The sequence below is a fragment of the Azotobacter armeniacus genome (assembly GCF_054779355.1).
Map to the genome: position 1 here is coordinate 17,904 of NZ_BAAGYK010000091.1, position 14,703 is coordinate 32,606.

At 66.7% G+C, this 14,703-nt stretch carries 9 protein-coding genes and 3 pseudogenes; 7 read left to right on the forward strand and 5 right to left on the reverse strand.

Features of this window, described 5'->3' with window-relative positions:
* Nucleotides 1-15 precede the first annotated feature (15 nt).
* Both putA and ACYVD0_RS12985 read right to left on the reverse strand, forming a co-directional pair.
* A complete protein-coding gene (gene putA, locus ACYVD0_RS12980) occupies nt 16-3,183 on the reverse strand; it encodes a bifunctional proline dehydrogenase/L-glutamate gamma-semialdehyde dehydrogenase PutA (RefSeq protein ID WP_460427188.1) in 3,168 nt (1,055 codons plus the stop codon).
* A 68-nt stretch (nt 3,184-3,251) separates the two neighbouring features.
* A complete protein-coding gene (locus tag ACYVD0_RS12985; RefSeq protein WP_460427189.1) occupies nt 3,252-5,327 on the reverse strand; it encodes a TonB-dependent receptor in 2,076 nt (691 codons plus the stop codon).
* Between the two features lie 179 nt (nt 5,328-5,506).
* On the opposite strand from ACYVD0_RS12985, the gene lon reads away from it, so the two are divergent.
* From lon to ACYVD0_RS13000, 3 genes and pseudogenes are all read left to right on the forward strand, one after another.
* On the forward strand, nt 5,507-7,909 hold the full coding sequence (gene lon / locus ACYVD0_RS12990; protein ID WP_460427190.1) for an endopeptidase La: 2,403 nt from the start codon (nt 5,507-5,509) through the stop codon (nt 7,907-7,909).
* Nucleotides 7,910-8,424: 515 nt separating this feature from the next.
* Nucleotides 8,425-9,188 (forward strand): annotated as a pseudogene (locus tag ACYVD0_RS12995) (dehydroquinate synthase/iron-containing alcohol dehydrogenase family protein); the annotation flags it as partial.
* A gap of 57 nt (nt 9,189-9,245) precedes the next feature.
* Nucleotides 9,246-10,088 (forward strand): annotated as a pseudogene (locus ACYVD0_RS13000) (aldehyde dehydrogenase family protein); the annotation flags it as partial.
* Here ACYVD0_RS13000 and ACYVD0_RS13005 read toward each other — a convergent pair.
* Nucleotides 10,088-10,618: pseudogene (locus ACYVD0_RS13005) on the reverse strand (IclR family transcriptional regulator); the annotation flags it as partial. The pseudogenes ACYVD0_RS13000 and ACYVD0_RS13005 sit on opposite strands and share 1 nt — an antisense overlap.
* Nucleotides 10,619-10,817: 199 nt before the next feature.
* Between ACYVD0_RS13005 and ACYVD0_RS13010 the strand changes: the two are divergent.
* The 4 genes from ACYVD0_RS13010 to ACYVD0_RS13025 all read left to right on the forward strand — a co-directional run bounded on the left by ACYVD0_RS13010 (nt 10,818) and on the right by ACYVD0_RS13025 (nt 13,252).
* Entirely contained in the window at nt 10,818-11,213 is a 396-nt protein-coding gene (locus ACYVD0_RS13010) for a protease inhibitor I42 family protein (RefSeq protein ID WP_460427191.1), read from the forward strand.
* An 88-nt stretch (nt 11,214-11,301) separates the two neighbouring features.
* On the forward strand, nt 11,302-12,045 hold the full coding sequence (cmoA, locus tag ACYVD0_RS13015) for a class I SAM-dependent methyltransferase (RefSeq protein ID WP_460427192.1): 744 nt from the start codon (nt 11,302-11,304) through the stop codon (nt 12,043-12,045).
* Entirely contained in the window at nt 12,042-13,001 is a 960-nt protein-coding gene (gene cmoB, locus ACYVD0_RS13020) for a tRNA 5-methoxyuridine(34)/uridine 5-oxyacetic acid(34) synthase CmoB (RefSeq protein WP_460427193.1), read from the forward strand. Before cmoA ends, cmoB begins: the two co-directional genes overlap by 4 nt.
* 44 nt (nt 13,002-13,045) lie before the next feature.
* Nucleotides 13,046-13,252 carry a DUF2905 family protein gene (locus ACYVD0_RS13025; RefSeq protein ID WP_460427194.1) on the forward strand — a complete coding sequence of 69 codons (207 nt, stop codon included), beginning with the start codon at nt 13,046-13,048 and terminating at the stop codon, nt 13,250-13,252.
* Here the strand turns inward: ACYVD0_RS13025 and pdxJ are convergent.
* Nucleotides 13,249-13,995, reverse strand: coding sequence for a pyridoxine 5'-phosphate synthase (pdxJ, locus tag ACYVD0_RS13030; RefSeq protein ID WP_460427195.1), 747 nt, complete (start codon nt 13,993-13,995; stop codon nt 13,249-13,251). The genes ACYVD0_RS13025 and pdxJ overlap by 4 nt on opposite strands.
* Nucleotides 13,988-14,680 carry a DNA repair protein RecO gene (gene recO, locus ACYVD0_RS13035; RefSeq protein ID WP_460427196.1) on the reverse strand — a complete coding sequence of 231 codons (693 nt, stop codon included), beginning with the start codon at nt 14,678-14,680 and terminating at the stop codon, nt 13,988-13,990. Before recO ends, pdxJ begins: the two co-directional genes overlap by 8 nt.
* Nucleotides 14,681-14,703: the final 23 nt, after the last annotated feature.

A 14,703-nucleotide genomic window follows, 5' to 3' on the forward strand; every position in this document is an offset into this window, starting at 1 on the left:
ACGAAAACGGAGCCCTCACTCTTCCTCGCTCAGGGACAGCAGCGAGGCATTACCGCCCACCGCGGTGGTGTTCACCGCGGTGGAGCGTTCGTGGACGAAGCGCAGCAGGTAGTTCGGCCCACCAGCCTTCGGCCCGGTGCCGGACAGGCCGCAGCCGCCGAAGGGCTGCACGCCGACCACCGCGCCGATCTGATTGCGGTTGATGTAGAGGTTGCCGACCCGCGCCAGGGCCTCGATGCGCCGGGCGGTCGCCTCGTTGCGGCTGTGCACGCCGAGGGTCAGACCGTAACCGCAGGCATTGATCGCCGCGACCACCTGTTCGAGATCCTCCGCGGCATAGCGCACCACATGCAGGAGGGGACCGAAATGCTCCTTCCTGAGCTCGCCGATGCCGCCAATCTCGAACGCCATCGGGGCTAGGAAGTGGCCGTTCAGACCGGGCGGCAGGCTCGCCTCGGCAATAAGGCGGCCCTCGCCCTTGAGCGTGTCGACATGCTCCAGCAGCCCCTGGCGGGCCTCCGCGTCGATCAGCGGGCCGATATCGGTGTCACGGCGCTGCGGCGGGCCGACCCGCAGCTCGGCCATGCCCCCCCTGAGCAGGTCGATCACCGGCCCGGCGATTTCGTTCTGCAGGTAAAGCACGCGCAACGCCGAGCAGCGCTGCCCGGCGCTGGTGAAGGCCGAATGCAGGGCATCCTTGACCACCTGCTCGGGCAGCGCGGTGGAGTCGACGATCATCACATTCTGCCCTCCGGTTTCGGCGATCAGCGTGATCAGCGGCCCGTCGCGCCAGGCCAGGCGGCGGTTGATCAGCCGCGCAGTGTCGGTGGAGCCGGTGAAGCAGACCCCGGCCAGGTGCGGATCGGCGCAACAGGCGGCGCCCAGGCTGGGGCCGTCGCCGGGCAGGAAAGCGATCGCCTCCTTCGGCAGGCCGGCGGCGAACAGCAGCTCCAGGGCACGCGCAGCGATCAGGCTGGTCTGCTCGGCCGGCTTGGCCAGCACGCAGTTGCCGGCGACCAGCGCGGCGGCGATCTGCCCCAGGTAGATCGACAAGGGAAAGTTCCACGGGCTGATGCAGAAGAACAGGCCACGCCCCTCATAGAAGAGTTCGTTGCGCTCGCCGGTCGGCCCCCTGAGCTCCGTGCGCCCCAGGGTCAGGCGCGCCTGGCGGGCGTAGTAGCGACAGAAGTCCACCGCCTCGCGCACTTCGTCGAGACCGTCCTGGATGGTCTTGCCGGCTTCCAGGATGCACAGCGCCACGAGCTCGGTGCGGTGCTCCTCGAGAAGCTCGGCGAGCCGCTCGAGAATCGCAGCGCGCTGCTCCACCGGCGTGGTGTTCCAGCGCGGCCAGGCGGCGGCAAGCCGCTCCATGGCCCGGCCGACCAGCTCGCTGCCGGAACACCACAGGGTCCCGACTACCCGGTCAAGGTCCTGGGGGCAGCGCACCTCGCGCACCTCGCCGGCGAGGACCTGCCCGTCGATTAGCGGTGTCGCCTGCCAGCGGCACTCCAGCTGCACCTGCAAGGCCCGCTCGAACGGCCTCCATTGGCTGTGCACGTTCAGGTTTATTCCCTGTGAGTTTTTCCGCTCCGTTCCGTGAATATCCGCCGGCAGCAGGATGCGCGGGTTGGCCAGGGTGCTGCAGCGGCGCAGCTGCTCCACCGGATGCTCGATCAACGTCTCCACCGGGATGTGCGGATCGACCAGCCGGTGCACGAACGAGGAGTTGGCGCCGTTCTCCAGCAGGCGGCGGACCAGGTAGGGCAGCAGCTCGCGGTATTCTCCCACCGGCGCGTAGATGCGCACCCTGGCCCGGTGCTGCTCAAGGAGGCAGTCGTACAGCGCATCGCCCATGCCATACAGGCGCTGGAACTCGAAGTCGCGTGGCGGGCGGGCCTCGCCGGCCATGGCCAGGATGCAGGCGACGGTGTGTGCATTGTGGGTGGCGAACTGCGGATAGAGCACCCCGCGGGTGTGCTCGCCGAGCAGGTAGCGGGCACAGGCCAGGTAGGAGGTGTCGGTACCCTCCTTGCGGGTGAACACCGGGTAGCCGTCCAGCCCCTGCACCTGACACTGCTTGATCTCGCTGTCCCAGTAGGCGCCCTTGACCAGGCGCACCGGGATGCGCGTATCCAGCTCGCGGCCCAGCAGGGTCAGCCAGACCAGTACCGGCAGGCAGCGCTTGGAATAGGCCTGCACCACCAGGCCGAACTCGCCCCAGCCGCGGATCGCCGGGTCGCAGAGGAGCTTCTCGAACAGCTCCAGGGACAGCTCCAGGCGGTCGGCCTCCTCGGCGTCGATGGTGATGCCGACGTTCATCGAGCGGGCCAGCTCGGCCAGTTCGCGCACGCTGGCGAAGAGTTCGACGAGCACCCGCTGGCGCTGCGCCGCTTCGTAGCGCGGATGCAGCGCCGAGAGCTTGATCGAGATCGACGGCCGCGGCCCGCTGCCGACTTGCGGCTCGCGACCGAGGGCCTCGATGGCCAGGCGATAGTCTGTCAGGTAGCGCTCGGCAGTCCCCTCGGTCAGGGCGGCCTCGCCGAGCATGTCGAAGGAATGGCTGTAGCCCCGCTCGCGGGCCCGGCGACTGTTGCGCAGCGCCTCGGCGATGTTGCGTCCGAGGACGAACTGGCTGCCCATCAGCCTCATCGCCTGGCTCAGCGCCGCGCGGATCACCGGCTCGCCGGAGCGCTGCAGGAGCCGGCCGAGCACCCTCTTCGGCCGGCCGTCGGCGCTTTCCGGGCTGACCAGCCGGCCGGTCATCAGCAACCCCCAGGCAGCGAAGTTGACCAACAGGTTGTCGCTGTGGCCGAGGTGCTGCGCCCACTGTGCCTCGCTCAGCTTGTCGCGGATCAGCGCCTCGGCTGTGGCCGGATCGGGCACCCGCAGCAGCGCCTCGGCCAGGCACATGAGCATCACCCCCTCCTGGGTATCCAGGCTATACTCGCGCAGCAGGGCGTCCAGGGTGTCCTCCGCGTTGCCACGGCGACGCACCGCCTCGATCAGCGTGCGAGCACTCTCGTGGATCGCCGCAATGCTGGCCTCGCCGGGATCGGCCAGCGGCAGCAGCTCGTTCAGCCAGGCTGCCTCGTCGACGCAATAGTTGGCGCTGATGACCGGAAAGAACTCCCCGGCGCTGGTGTCGAGCACATCGTCCTGCAGGACCCGACTGGCTTTGAACATCACCCACCTCCTTTCGCCATACTCGGATTAGACGATAGCAAGTGGCAAGCAGGCCAGTCGCCCCGGACTCAGAAGGTTATCCGCATCCCCAAGGTCAGATTGCGCCCCGGCTGCACGACGTCGTCCTTGATGAAGGAGCTGTGGTCACGGGCCTTCTCGTCCAGCAGGTTATCGCCCTTGAGGTAGACTTGGTAGTCGGCATGCTGGAGCGAGCCGCGATGGGTGAGACTGGCGCCTAGCATGCTGTAGCCGGAGGTTTCGGTCTCGAAATCGGCCAGCCGATGCTGATGATTCACCCGGTAGAACTCCAGCTGGCCGTCGAGACTGGGCATGAAGCGGTGGTCCAGGCGCACGCCGAGACGCCCGGCGGGAATCCGCGGCAGATCGCCGCCGCCATCGAGCAGCTTGCCGCGCACCTGATCGCCGAACAGAGTCACTGCCGTGGCGTCGCTGGCCTGGAAACGCACCTCGCCCTCGGCGCCGGTGAACAGCGCATCCTCCTGGCGGTACTCGATCTCCCGATAGCTGGAGCCGATATCGCGACCGGTGTCAGCGGCGTAGATATAGTCGTCCACCTGGTTGCGGTACAGGGTGAGGCTGAAGGTGGTGCGTCCGGCGAACTTGCGCAGGGTCAGCTCGGCGTTGTGCGAAGTTTCCTCGTCCAATTCAGGGTCGCCCAGCTCGACGGTGCGGGTCGCCGCGTGCGGGCCATTGGCATAGAGCTCCTCCGCGCTCGGCAAGCGCTGCGAACGGCTCAGCGAGAAGCCGAGCGAGTACTCCGGGGCGAAGGTCCACACCGCGCCGGCGGAGAACGAGGTGCCGCGGTGATCCTTGTCCGGCCGGCCCTCGGCCTCGATGTCCTGCCACTCGTGGCGCAGGCCCACCTCGTAGCGCCAGGCGCCGGCGGTGTATTCCTCGAGCAGGAACAGCGCGTGGTTGCGGGTGATGGTCGGCGGTACGTAGGCCTCCTCGCCGCTGGCCTCGAAGTCGCGGCGCAGGGTCTGCCCGCCGAGCACGCCGCGCCAGCCGAACAGCGGCTGGTGGGTCAGTTCCAGGCGGGCATCGCTGGCGTCGTTCTTGAAACGGGTGCTGACACTGCCACCCTCGACCTCCTTGTGCCCATAGCGGGTATGGGCGGCGCGCAAGCGCGCCAGCTCGAAGCCGGGCAGCGGGTCGCTCAACTCGCCGCGCAGGTCCCAGCGTCGCTGGTGCATGTCGATATAGGGCCGTCCTCCCCCGTGATCATGGTCATCATCGTGCCCGTCGTCATGATCGTCATGATCGTCATGATCGTCATGATCGTCATGATCGTCATGATCGTCATGATCGTCATCGTCGTCCCCGCAGTGCCAGGCCGCGGGCCCGTCGAGATGACAGTCCGCGTGCTGGTGGCCAAGCAGTCCATAACGGTTGTCCTGCTCGCTGTAGGCCGCGCCGAGATAACCGCGCTCGCCGACGAAGCTGGCGCCCAGGCTATAGGTGTCGGTGTCGTTGAAGGAGCCCTCCTGCTTGCTCGGTGAGCCATGGATCTCGTAGTCGTCGGCCTGGCGCTTGACCCCCTCCACGCGCACCGCGAAGTGGCCGCTGCCGGCGGTGATGCCGAACACCCCGGAGCCCTCGTTGGCGACGCTGTTGGCACGCAATTCCAGTTCGCCCTCGTAGCCGTTTTCCGGGACGTAGGTGGGCACCTTCTTGTCGATCACGTTGACCACCCCGCCAATCGCACCGCCACCGTAGAGCAGGGTCGCCGGGCCCTTCAGCACCTCGATGCGCTCAGCCAGCAGCGGCTCGCTGGTCACCGCGTGGTCCGGGCTGATGTTCGAGGCGTCGAGCACGTCCACACCGTCGCTCAGCATCTTCACCCGCGCGCCCTGCTGGCCGCGGATGATCGGCCGCCCGACACCCGCGCCGAAGCTCGCCGAACGCACGCCGGGAAGGCCTTCCAAAGTCTCGCCGAGAGTCGCCTCGCGGCGCAGGATCAGCTCGTCGCCCTCCAGCACCTCTGCCGGGGTAGTCATTTCGTGGGGCTTCTTGGCCAGGGCGCTGGCGCTGACCACGGTGGACTCCAGCTCCACCGGCTCGCTCGCCCAGGCGGCCGGGACCAGGGTCAGCCCCAGGGTCCAGACGAGGGGATGGCGCTTCATGCTTGTCTCCAGAGTGCGGACGGCGAAAGGCCAGGCAGAGGGCCGGGCCGCGTCGGGGCGGTGAATCTAACATGTTATATCGTAACAATTAAGCCCCCTGCCGACGGCCGTCCTGCGGATTGAAAAAACCGCTCCAGCGCCCCATCTATAGTCGGCAAAGCTGCCAGACAAGGTGAGTCATGAACGACCAGGAAATCGCGCCCGAGATCGTCGAGGAAGAAACCGCGACCAACAGTCTCGTCCTGCCCGAACAGACCCCGCCCGACCAGGTGTACATCATCCCGATCCACAACCGTCCGTTCTTCCCGGCCCAGGTGCTGCCGGTGGTGGTCAATCCCGATCCCTGGGCGGAAACCCTCAAGCGCGTTGCCAAGACGCCGCAACGCAGCCTGGCGCTGTTCTACATGGATCCGCCGCCGGAGAGCGCCGAGGACTTCGACCCGGACAAGCTGCCCGAACACGGCACCCTTGTGCGTGTGCACCATGCCAGCCAGGAGGGCGGCAAGCTGCAGTTCGTCGCCCAGGGTCTGACCCGCGTGCGCATCCGCGGCTGGCTGAGCCGCAAGCCGCCTTATCTGGTCGAGGTGGACTACCCGAAGAGCGCCCAGGACCCACGCGACGAGGTCAAGGCCTACGGCATGGCGCTGATCAACGCGATCAAGGAGCTGCTGCCGCTCAATCCGCTGTACAGCGAGGAGCTGAAGAACTACCTGAACCGCTTCAGCCCCAACGATCCCTCGCCCCTGACCGACTTCGCCGCCGCGCTGACCAGCGCGCCGGGCGACGAGCTGCAGGAGGTGCTGGACACCGTGCCGGTGCTCAAGCGCATGGAGAAGGTCCTGCCGCTGCTGCGCAAGGAGGTGGAGGTCGCGCGCCTGCAGAACGAGCTGTCCGCGGAGGTGAACCGCAAGATCGGCGAACGCCAGCGCGAATTCTTCCTCAAGGAGCAGTTGAAGATCATCCAGCGCGAGCTGGGTATCACCAAGGATGACAAGAGCGCCGACGCCGACGAATTCCGCGCCCGCCTGGAGGGCAAGACGGTGCCGCCGGCAGCGCAGAAGCGCATCAACGAGGAGCTCAACAAGCTGTCGATCCTCGAAAGCGGCTCGCCGGAATACGCAGTCACCCGCAACTACCTGGACTGGGCAACCAGCATCCCGTGGGGCGTCTACGGCGAGGACCGGCTCGACCTGGCCCATGCCCGCAAGGTGCTCGACCAGCACCATGCCGGGATGGACGACATCAAGGCCAGGATCATCGAGTTCCTGGCCGTTGGCGCTTTCAAGGGCGAGATCGCCGGCTCCATCGTGCTGCTGGTCGGCCCGCCGGGAGTGGGCAAGACCAGCATCGGCAAGTCGATCGCCGAATCCCTCGGCCGTCCGTTCTACCGCTTCAGCGTCGGCGGCATGCGCGACGAGGCGGAGATCAAGGGCCACCGTCGCACCTACATCGGCGCCCTGCCGGGGAAACTCGTACAGGCGCTGAAGGAAGTCGAGGTGATGAACCCGGTGATCATGCTCGACGAGATCGACAAGCTCGGCGCCAGCCATCAGGGCGACCCGGCTTCGGCGCTGCTGGAGACCCTCGATCCCGAGCAGAACGTGGCCTTCCTCGACCACTACCTGGACCTGCGTCTGGACCTGTCCAAGGTGCTGTTCGTCTGCACGGCGAACACCCTGGACTCGATTCCCAACCCGCTGCTCGACCGCATGGAGGTGATCCGTCTGTCCGGCTACATCGCGGAGGAGAAGTTCGCCATCGCCAAGCGCCACCTGTGGCCGCGCCAGCTGGAGAAGGCCGGAGTGCCGAAGAGCCGCCTGTCGATCGGCGACGGCGCGCTGAAGGCGGTAATCGAGGGCTATGCCCGCGAGGCCGGCGTACGCCAGCTGGAGAAGCAGCTCGGCAAGATTGTGCGCAAGGCGGTAGTCAGGCTGCTGGATGATCCAGACGCCAAGGTGAAGGTCGGCCCCAAAGACCTCGAGGACTACCTGGGCATGCCGCTGTTTCGTAAGGAGTGGCACCTGAAGGGCGTCGGTATCATTACTGGCCTGGCATGGACCAGCATGGGCGGCGCCACCCTGCCGATCGAGGCAACGCGTATCCATACCCTCAACCGCGGCTTCAAGCTGACCGGCAAGCTCGGCGATGTGATGAAGGAGTCGGCGGAAATCGCCTACAGCTACATCAGCTCGCACCTCAGGCAGTACAAGGGCGATCCGACCTTCTTCGACCAGGCCTTCGTCCACCTGCATGTGCCGCAAGGCGCGACGCCCAAGGACGGCCCCAGTGCCGGCATCAGCATGGCCAGCGCCCTGCTTTCTCTGGCACGCAACCAGGCGCCGAATCAGGGCGTGGCGATGACCGGCGAACTGACCCTCACCGGTCAGGTGCTGGCCATCGGGGGGGTACGCGAGAAAGTGATCGCCGCCCGGAGACAGAAGATCTTCGAGCTGATCCTGCCGGAAGCCAACCGTGGCGACTTCGAGGAGCTGCCGGACTATCTCAAGGAAGGCCTCACCGTACACTTCGCCAAACGATTCTCCGACGTGGTCAGGGTGCTGTTCCCCCAGGACAAGCCCTGATCCTCCGAGTGGGCGCCCCCGTCCGCTATTCCTGCTTCAGAGTTCAGAGCCGGACAGGCCGACCACCAAGCCGTCTGCCCGGCCCCTTTCCCCACCATCCCCCTCCTCCTGCCTGTCTCCCAAGCCTGCCCGGTTGACGGGTGGATCTGCTCTGCCTCAGCCCCGTCCCTGCTTGACACAAGGCAAACCATGAATAACGATAAAAAAACATATCGTTTTCCACAAAAACAATAAAGGAACAACGCTATGCTCGCCATCTCCGGCATAGCTCCATCCCTCGTTCTGCTCATATGCTTCGCCTACCGGGGAATCAACGCCCTGGTTCTCGCCCCGTCCCTGGCGCTGCTGGCCGTGCTGCTCAGCGGCGAATCTCGCCCCTCACCATCGTGCTCACCTGCGGCATCCTCATCTACGGCGGGGCCTCGCTGTTCGTCGTCGGCTTCGCCGTCTACCCCATCGCCGCCCTTTTCCGTGAGACGGACGCGCCCAAGCGGCTGATTCCCGGCGCCATCGCCCTGGGAGCGCTGACCTTCACCACCACCGCCGGCACCGGCTCCGAGGTGACCCGCTTCACCATCATCACCGACGAGGCCAGTGACGAGAAAATGCTCTGCGCCGGAATCGGCTTCATGCCGCTGGCTGCACTGATCGACTACGACCTGACCCTCTCGCTGCCGGCCCGGACCACCGCCGACACCGGCATCGATGCCTTCACCCACGCCATCGAGGCCTACGTCAGCCGCAAGGCCAATCCTTACAGCGACAGCCAGGCCATCGCCGCCATGCGCCTGATCGGCCCGACGCCTACCGCGACGGCAGCGACCGGGCAGCGCGCGAGGCGCTGATGCTCGGCTCGACCCTGGCCGGGGTGGCCTTCTCCAATGCCTCAGTGGCCCTGGTGCACGGCATGAACCGGCCGATCGGCGCCTTCTTCCATGTGCCGCACGGGCTGCCCAACGCCATGCTGCTGCCCAGCGTCACCGCCTTCTCGATCCCCGCCGCCGAGCGGCGCTACGCTGAGTGCGCGCGCGCCATCGGCATAGCCGGCGAGACGGACGGCGATGCCAGGGCCAACGAGCGGCTGCTGGCCTTCCTCCATGAGCTGAACGCCGAACTCCAGGTGCCGACTCTGGAGCAGTTCGGCGCCGAACGTGCGCGCTTCGAACAGCTGCTGCCGACCATGGCCGAGCAGGCACTGGCCTCCGGCTCGCCCGGCAACAACCCGCGCGTGCCCGACGCCGCACAGATCGTCGAGCTATACCAGGGCCTCTGGCGCTGAACGCCAGGCTCTTCACCCCCCCTATCGAGAACAAGAGAACCAACGCCATGCCCCCTCATCGGACATTTGATCGACGGCGAGCGCCGCAGCGACGCAGCCCACACCCAGGACGTCTTCAACCCGCCACCGGCCAGGCCGAAAAGTGCGTGGCACTGGCTGCCAAAGCCACCGTGGAGGACGCCATCGCCGCCGCCCAGGCGGCCTTCCCCGCCTGGCGCGACAGCGCGCGCGGATCATGTTCCGCTTCAAGGAGCTGCTGGAGCAGAACGCCGCCCGGATCTGCCAGTTGATCGGCGAGGAGCACGGCAAGATTGTCCATGACGCCGCCGGCGAGTTGCAGCGCGGCATCGAGAACGTCGAATACGCCTGCGGTGCGCCAGAGCTGCTCAAGGGCGAGCACAGCCGCAACGTCTGCCCGGACATCGACTCCTGGAGTGAATTCCAGCCGCTCGGCGTGGTGACCGGCATCACCCCGTTCGACTTCCCGGTGATGGTGCCGCTGTGGATGTTTCCCATGGCCATCGTTTGCGGCAACCGCTTCGTCCTCAAGCCCTCCGAACGCGCCCCCAGCTCGACCCTGTTCGTCACCGAACTACTGAGGCCGGCCTGCCGCCGGGCGTGCTGAACGTGGTCAACGGCGACAAGGAAGCGGTCGACGCCCTGCTGCACGATCCGCGCGTGCAGGCGGTCAGCTTCGTCGGCTCGACGCCCATCGCCGAGCGCATATACCGGACCGCTGCTGCCAACGGCAAACGTTGCCAGGCACTGGGCGGCGCGAAGAACCATGCCATCGTGATGCCCGATGCTGACCTCGACAACGCGGTCAACTCGCTGCTGGGCGCCGCCTTCGGCTCCTCCGGCGAGCGCTGCATGGCCCTCTCGGTAGCCGTGGCGGTGGGCGTGATGGTGTTGCGTGACAGCCGCTGCAGCGGCAGGCTGCGCAGGATCTGTTGGCGGCGCGCCCTGGGAAAGCTGCTCAGGTACAGCTTGCCGCTGGCCGAGCACCACACCGGGACATGGGAACCGACGGGCAGATGGATCTGCAGCGGCCAGTTACTCTGCACCCGGTCGTAATAAACCATGTCGATGCCATCGGGTATGGCGATACCGCAGGTTTCACCGGTTTCCTTCGCCAGGCGCTGCAGGATCGACTGGCGCAGCGCCTTGTGTCGGCTGGCGTACAGCACCCCCATGGCGATCCGCTGCAGGCGATCGCTGGGAACGATCAGTCCGCGCAGGTTCACCTGCAGGTAACCGTCGGCCTGCAGCTGCTGCAGCAGGCGATGGATACTGAGCTTGGGGATATCCAGCATGAAGGCCAGCTCGGCCGGGGAAAGCGCACGCTCCGCCTGCGCGACGGCCTCGATGATTTCCAGGACGCGCGAGATGGAAGACCCCTTGCTCTTGCGCTCCGCTTGTTCACCTGTCACCCGAAACCTCTCCAATTGCCGAACCGCCCTATCCACCGGTGCGCTTGCACCGTCACCATTTTCCTTCCCGCCCGACACGCCTATCCAACCGTGCCGGACAACTTCTCTACACATCACGGCAATAGGCCGCTTTTGCAGCACTGCAGACGCCCGTGGTTCCGGCTATTCTCCTCCCATCGCCCTCGCCAGGAGCTCTTGCATGCGCCTCGCCCTGCCATACCTGCTGCCCATCGGCCTCGTCTGGCTGACGGGCTGCGCGCACAGCGGCAGCGCCACCGTCACCCTCGAGGAGGACGATGACTGCCCGCTGCAGCTGGAAAGCCACCAGCAACTGGTGCTGACGCTGCCCAGCAACCCCTCCACCGGCTACCGCTGGCAGGTGCGCGAATCCGCCTCGCGGGTACTGCGCAGCCTCGGCCCGGAGGTCTACAGCTCGGCGGAACAACCCGCTGTGGTCGGCAGCGCCGGGCAGTCGACCTGGCGCTTCCAGGCCGTGCAGGCCGGCCAGGACAGCCTGCTGCTGGTCTACCGGCGGCCCTGGGAGACTGGCGTGGAACCGGAGAAGGTCTTCGACTGCGCCATTACCGTCGAATGACCGCTTGGCGCACGCCGCTCGGCACCGCTGTATGGGCGGGGCGCTCTTGGCTAAAATGCCGCGCCCTGCCATCAGCTGCGGAAGCCATGTGAAACACTCCCCCGACCGCCTTTTCGCCCACCCCCTCGCCGAAGTGCCGGACTTCACCTTCAACGAGGACGTGGCCCGGGTGTTCCCGGACATGATCAAGCGCTCGGTGCCGGGCTACCCGGCCATCGTCGAGAACATCGGCGTGCTCGCCGCGCAGTTCGCCGGCCCCGGCACCCGCCTCTACGATCTCGGCTGCTCCCTCGGCGCCGTCAGCCAGGCGCTGCGCCGTCACGTGAAGAGCGAAGGCTGCCGGGTGATCGCGGTGGACAACTCACCGGCCATGCTCGAACGCTGCCGCGAATACCTGTACGCCCAGGACGCCATGTTCCAGGAGCTGCTGCCGGTAGAAACCGTCGAGGCGGACATTCTCGCTCTGGACCTCGAGCCGGCGTCCCTGGTGGCGATGAACTTCACCCTGCAGTTCATCCCGCCCGAGCGGCGCCTGGAACTGCTCGGCCGCATTCGCCGGGCCCTGCTGCCGGGTGGAGCGCTGATCCTCTCGGAGAAGCTGCGCTTCGCGGATGCCGAGGAACAGGCCCTGCTCGGCGACCTGCACATAGCCTTCAAGCGCGCCAACGGCTACAGCGAGCTGGAGATCGCCCAGAAGCGCAGCGCCATCGAAAAGGTGATGCTGCCGGACAGCCTCGAGGAACATCGCCGACGCCTGCAGACCGCCGGCTTCCGCAAGGTAGTTCCCTGGTTCCAGTGTCTCAACTTCGCCTCGCTGATTGCCCTGCCATGATCGACCTGACGCCCCTCCTCCGCCGCCTCACCGGTACTCCCCTCGCCGCCTGGGCCGACACGCTCCCGGCGCAGTTGGATGACCGGCTGACCCGCAGCCATGGCGACCTACAACGCTGGCAGGCGGCATTGCAGGCCCTGCCCGAGCTGACTGCCGAGCGCATCGAGCTGGGCGAGCGGGTACAGCTCACCGGCGCCTGCGACGAAGCGATCCGCACCACCCTGCGCCAGGCCCTGCTCAGCCTGTCACCCTGGCGCAAGGGCCCCTTCGACGTGTTCGGCGTGCATGTCGACACCGAGTGGCGCTCGGACTGGAAGTGGCAACGGGTCGCTCCGCATCTGGAGCTAAGCGGCCGGCGCATCCTCGATGTCGGCTGCGGCAACGGCTACTACATGTGGCGCATGCTTGGCGCCGGTGCCGACTGCGTGGTCGGCATCGATCCCAACTGGCTGTTCTTCTGCCAGTTCCTCGCGCTCCGGCGCTACCTGCCGGAACTTCCCGCCTGGCACCTGCCCCTCGCCCTGGAGGACCTGCCAGAGAAGCTGGAAGGCTTCGACACGGTGTTCTCCATGGGCGTGCTCTATCACCGCCGCTCGCCCATCGACCACCTGCTGGCGCTCAAAGACTGCCTGCGCCGGGGCGGTGAGCTGCTGCTGGAAACCTTGGTGGTGGAAGGCGACGCCAGTACCGTGCTGGTGCCGGAGGACCGCTATGCGCAGATGCGCAACGTCTGGTTCCTGCCCTCGGTGGCATCCCTGGAACTGTGGCTGCGCCGCGCCGGCTTCGTCGAGGTGCGCTGCGTGGATGTCGCCGTCACTTCCGTCGAGGAGCAGCGTGCCACCGAATGGATGACCTTCCAGTCGCTGCCGGACTTCCTCGATCCGGCCAACCACGGCAGGACCGTCGAAGGCCTGCCCGCACCGACTCGCGCCACGCTGCTGGCACGCAAGCCATAAGACCGGGCGGCCAGTCCGCCCCTCACCCTGACGGAGATGATCGGATGGCCCGCTGGTTGATGATCCTCGGAGCAGCCCTGCTGCTGCTTGGCATCGCACTGTACTACGCACCCTGGCTGTTCGGCTGGTTCGGCCGGCTACCGGGCGACATCCGCATCGAAACGGCGCGCGGCAAGTTGTTCATTCCCTTCACCTCGATGCTGCTGGTCAGCCTGGTGGCAAGCCTGCTGCTGAACCTGTTCCGCCGCTAGCGGCGCCCTGCGGCGCCCTGCATCAATGCCTTCATCTCCCGCACCGCTTCCTTGAAGCCGACGAACAGGGCTTGCGCAACTATAGCGTGGCCGATGTTCAGCTCGTGCATTCCTGGAATCGCTGCCACCGGCTCGACGTTGTAATAATGCAGACCGTGACCGGCATTGACGATCAGCCCATGGCTCAGTCCGTACTCCACACCGTCGCGGATGCGCGCCAGCTCGCGGGCCGTTTCCGCCGGAGTGTAGGCGTCGGCGTAGCGTCCTGTGTGCAGCTCGATAGTCGGTGCGCCGATCCGCGCGGCGGCCTCGATCTGCTGTGGCTCGGCGTCGATGAACAGCGATACCTCACAGCCGATCCGCGCCAGACGTTCCACCGCAGCGCGGATGCGCGCCTCCTGACCGGCGACGTCCAGCCCCCCCTCGGTGGTCAGCTCCTGACGGGTTTCCGGAACGAGGCAGGCGTGCGCCGGGCGGATCTGCTCAGCGAAGGCGAGCATTTCCTCGGTGACGCCCATCTCGAAGTTCATCCGCGTCTGCAGCACCTCCTTGAGCACCCTCACATCGCGGTCCTGGATGTGCCGGCGGTCCTCGCGCAGGTGCACGGTGATGCCGTCGGCGCCGGCCTCCTCGGCATCCAGCGCGGCCTTGACCGGATCCGGATAACGGGTGCCACGGGCCTGGCGCAGGGTCGCCACATGGTCGATGTTCACGCCGAGCAGAATGCGGTTGGCTTCAGTCACGGGGGGGCTCCTTGGGATTCATGAAGAGCTCGCGGCTGACCAGCGGCCGGCCGCCAAGATGGGGCGCCAGGGCCTGGCGCATCAGGCGCTTGGCCGCGGCCAGGGCGCCGGGGAACTGCCAGTCGGTCTCGGCCATGGCAAGCAGCTCGCGGCCCTGGAACAGGCCAGGTTGCAGCTGCTCAACCGGCTCCAGACCGGCATCGGGCAGCAGCCGGTAGAGACTGTCGGCAAGCACCGGCCGGCCGTGCAGATCGCGATCCAAGGAAAAACCATAGCCCAGTTCCGCCAGCAAGCGCCATTCGAAGGCACGCAACAGCGGCTCCAGCGGGCGTCCGCCGGCCAGGGCATCTAGGGTCAGGGCGTAATGGTCGAACAACGACGGCAGGGGATCCTCGGCGGGCAGCAGACGGATCAGCAGTTCGTTCAGGTAGAGCGCGCCGAACAGGCTCGCGCCGGTCAGCCAGTAGGAAATACCGCTGCTTTCCAGACGGGCGACGGTTTTCAGCTCACCCCGACCGCGCAACTCCAGTTCCAGTGGCACAAACGGTCGGGCCAGGCTGCCAGACTTGCCGCGCGCAGCGCGCAATACGGCGCGCAGTCGCCCTTGCGGGGTAAAGAAATCCGCCAGCGCGCTGCTTTCCTTGTAGGGGCGGCTATGCAGGATAAAAGCAGATTGGCTAATCATGGTATGAGAAGGCAGGAAAGATC

What these genes read in the sequence shown, in the direction of transcription:
- putA (WP_460427188.1), bottom strand. Translation starts at nt 3,183, where the DNA reads ATGTTCAAAGCCAGTCGGGTCCTGCAGGACGATGTGCTCGACACCAGC.
- ACYVD0_RS12985 (WP_460427189.1), bottom strand. Translation starts at nt 5,327, where the DNA reads ATGAAGCGCCATCCCCTCGTCTGGACCCTGGGGCTGACCCTGGTCCCG.
- lon (WP_460427190.1), top strand. Translation starts at nt 5,507, where the DNA reads ATGAACGACCAGGAAATCGCGCCCGAGATCGTCGAGGAAGAAACCGCG.
- ACYVD0_RS13010 (WP_460427191.1), top strand. Translation starts at nt 10,818, where the DNA reads ATGCGCCTCGCCCTGCCATACCTGCTGCCCATCGGCCTCGTCTGGCTG.
- cmoB (WP_460427193.1), top strand. Translation starts at nt 12,042, where the DNA reads ATGATCGACCTGACGCCCCTCCTCCGCCGCCTCACCGGTACTCCCCTC.
- ACYVD0_RS13025 (WP_460427194.1), top strand. Translation starts at nt 13,046, where the DNA reads ATGGCCCGCTGGTTGATGATCCTCGGAGCAGCCCTGCTGCTGCTTGGC.
- recO (WP_460427196.1), bottom strand. Translation starts at nt 14,680, where the DNA reads ATGATTAGCCAATCTGCTTTTATCCTGCATAGCCGCCCCTACAAGGAA.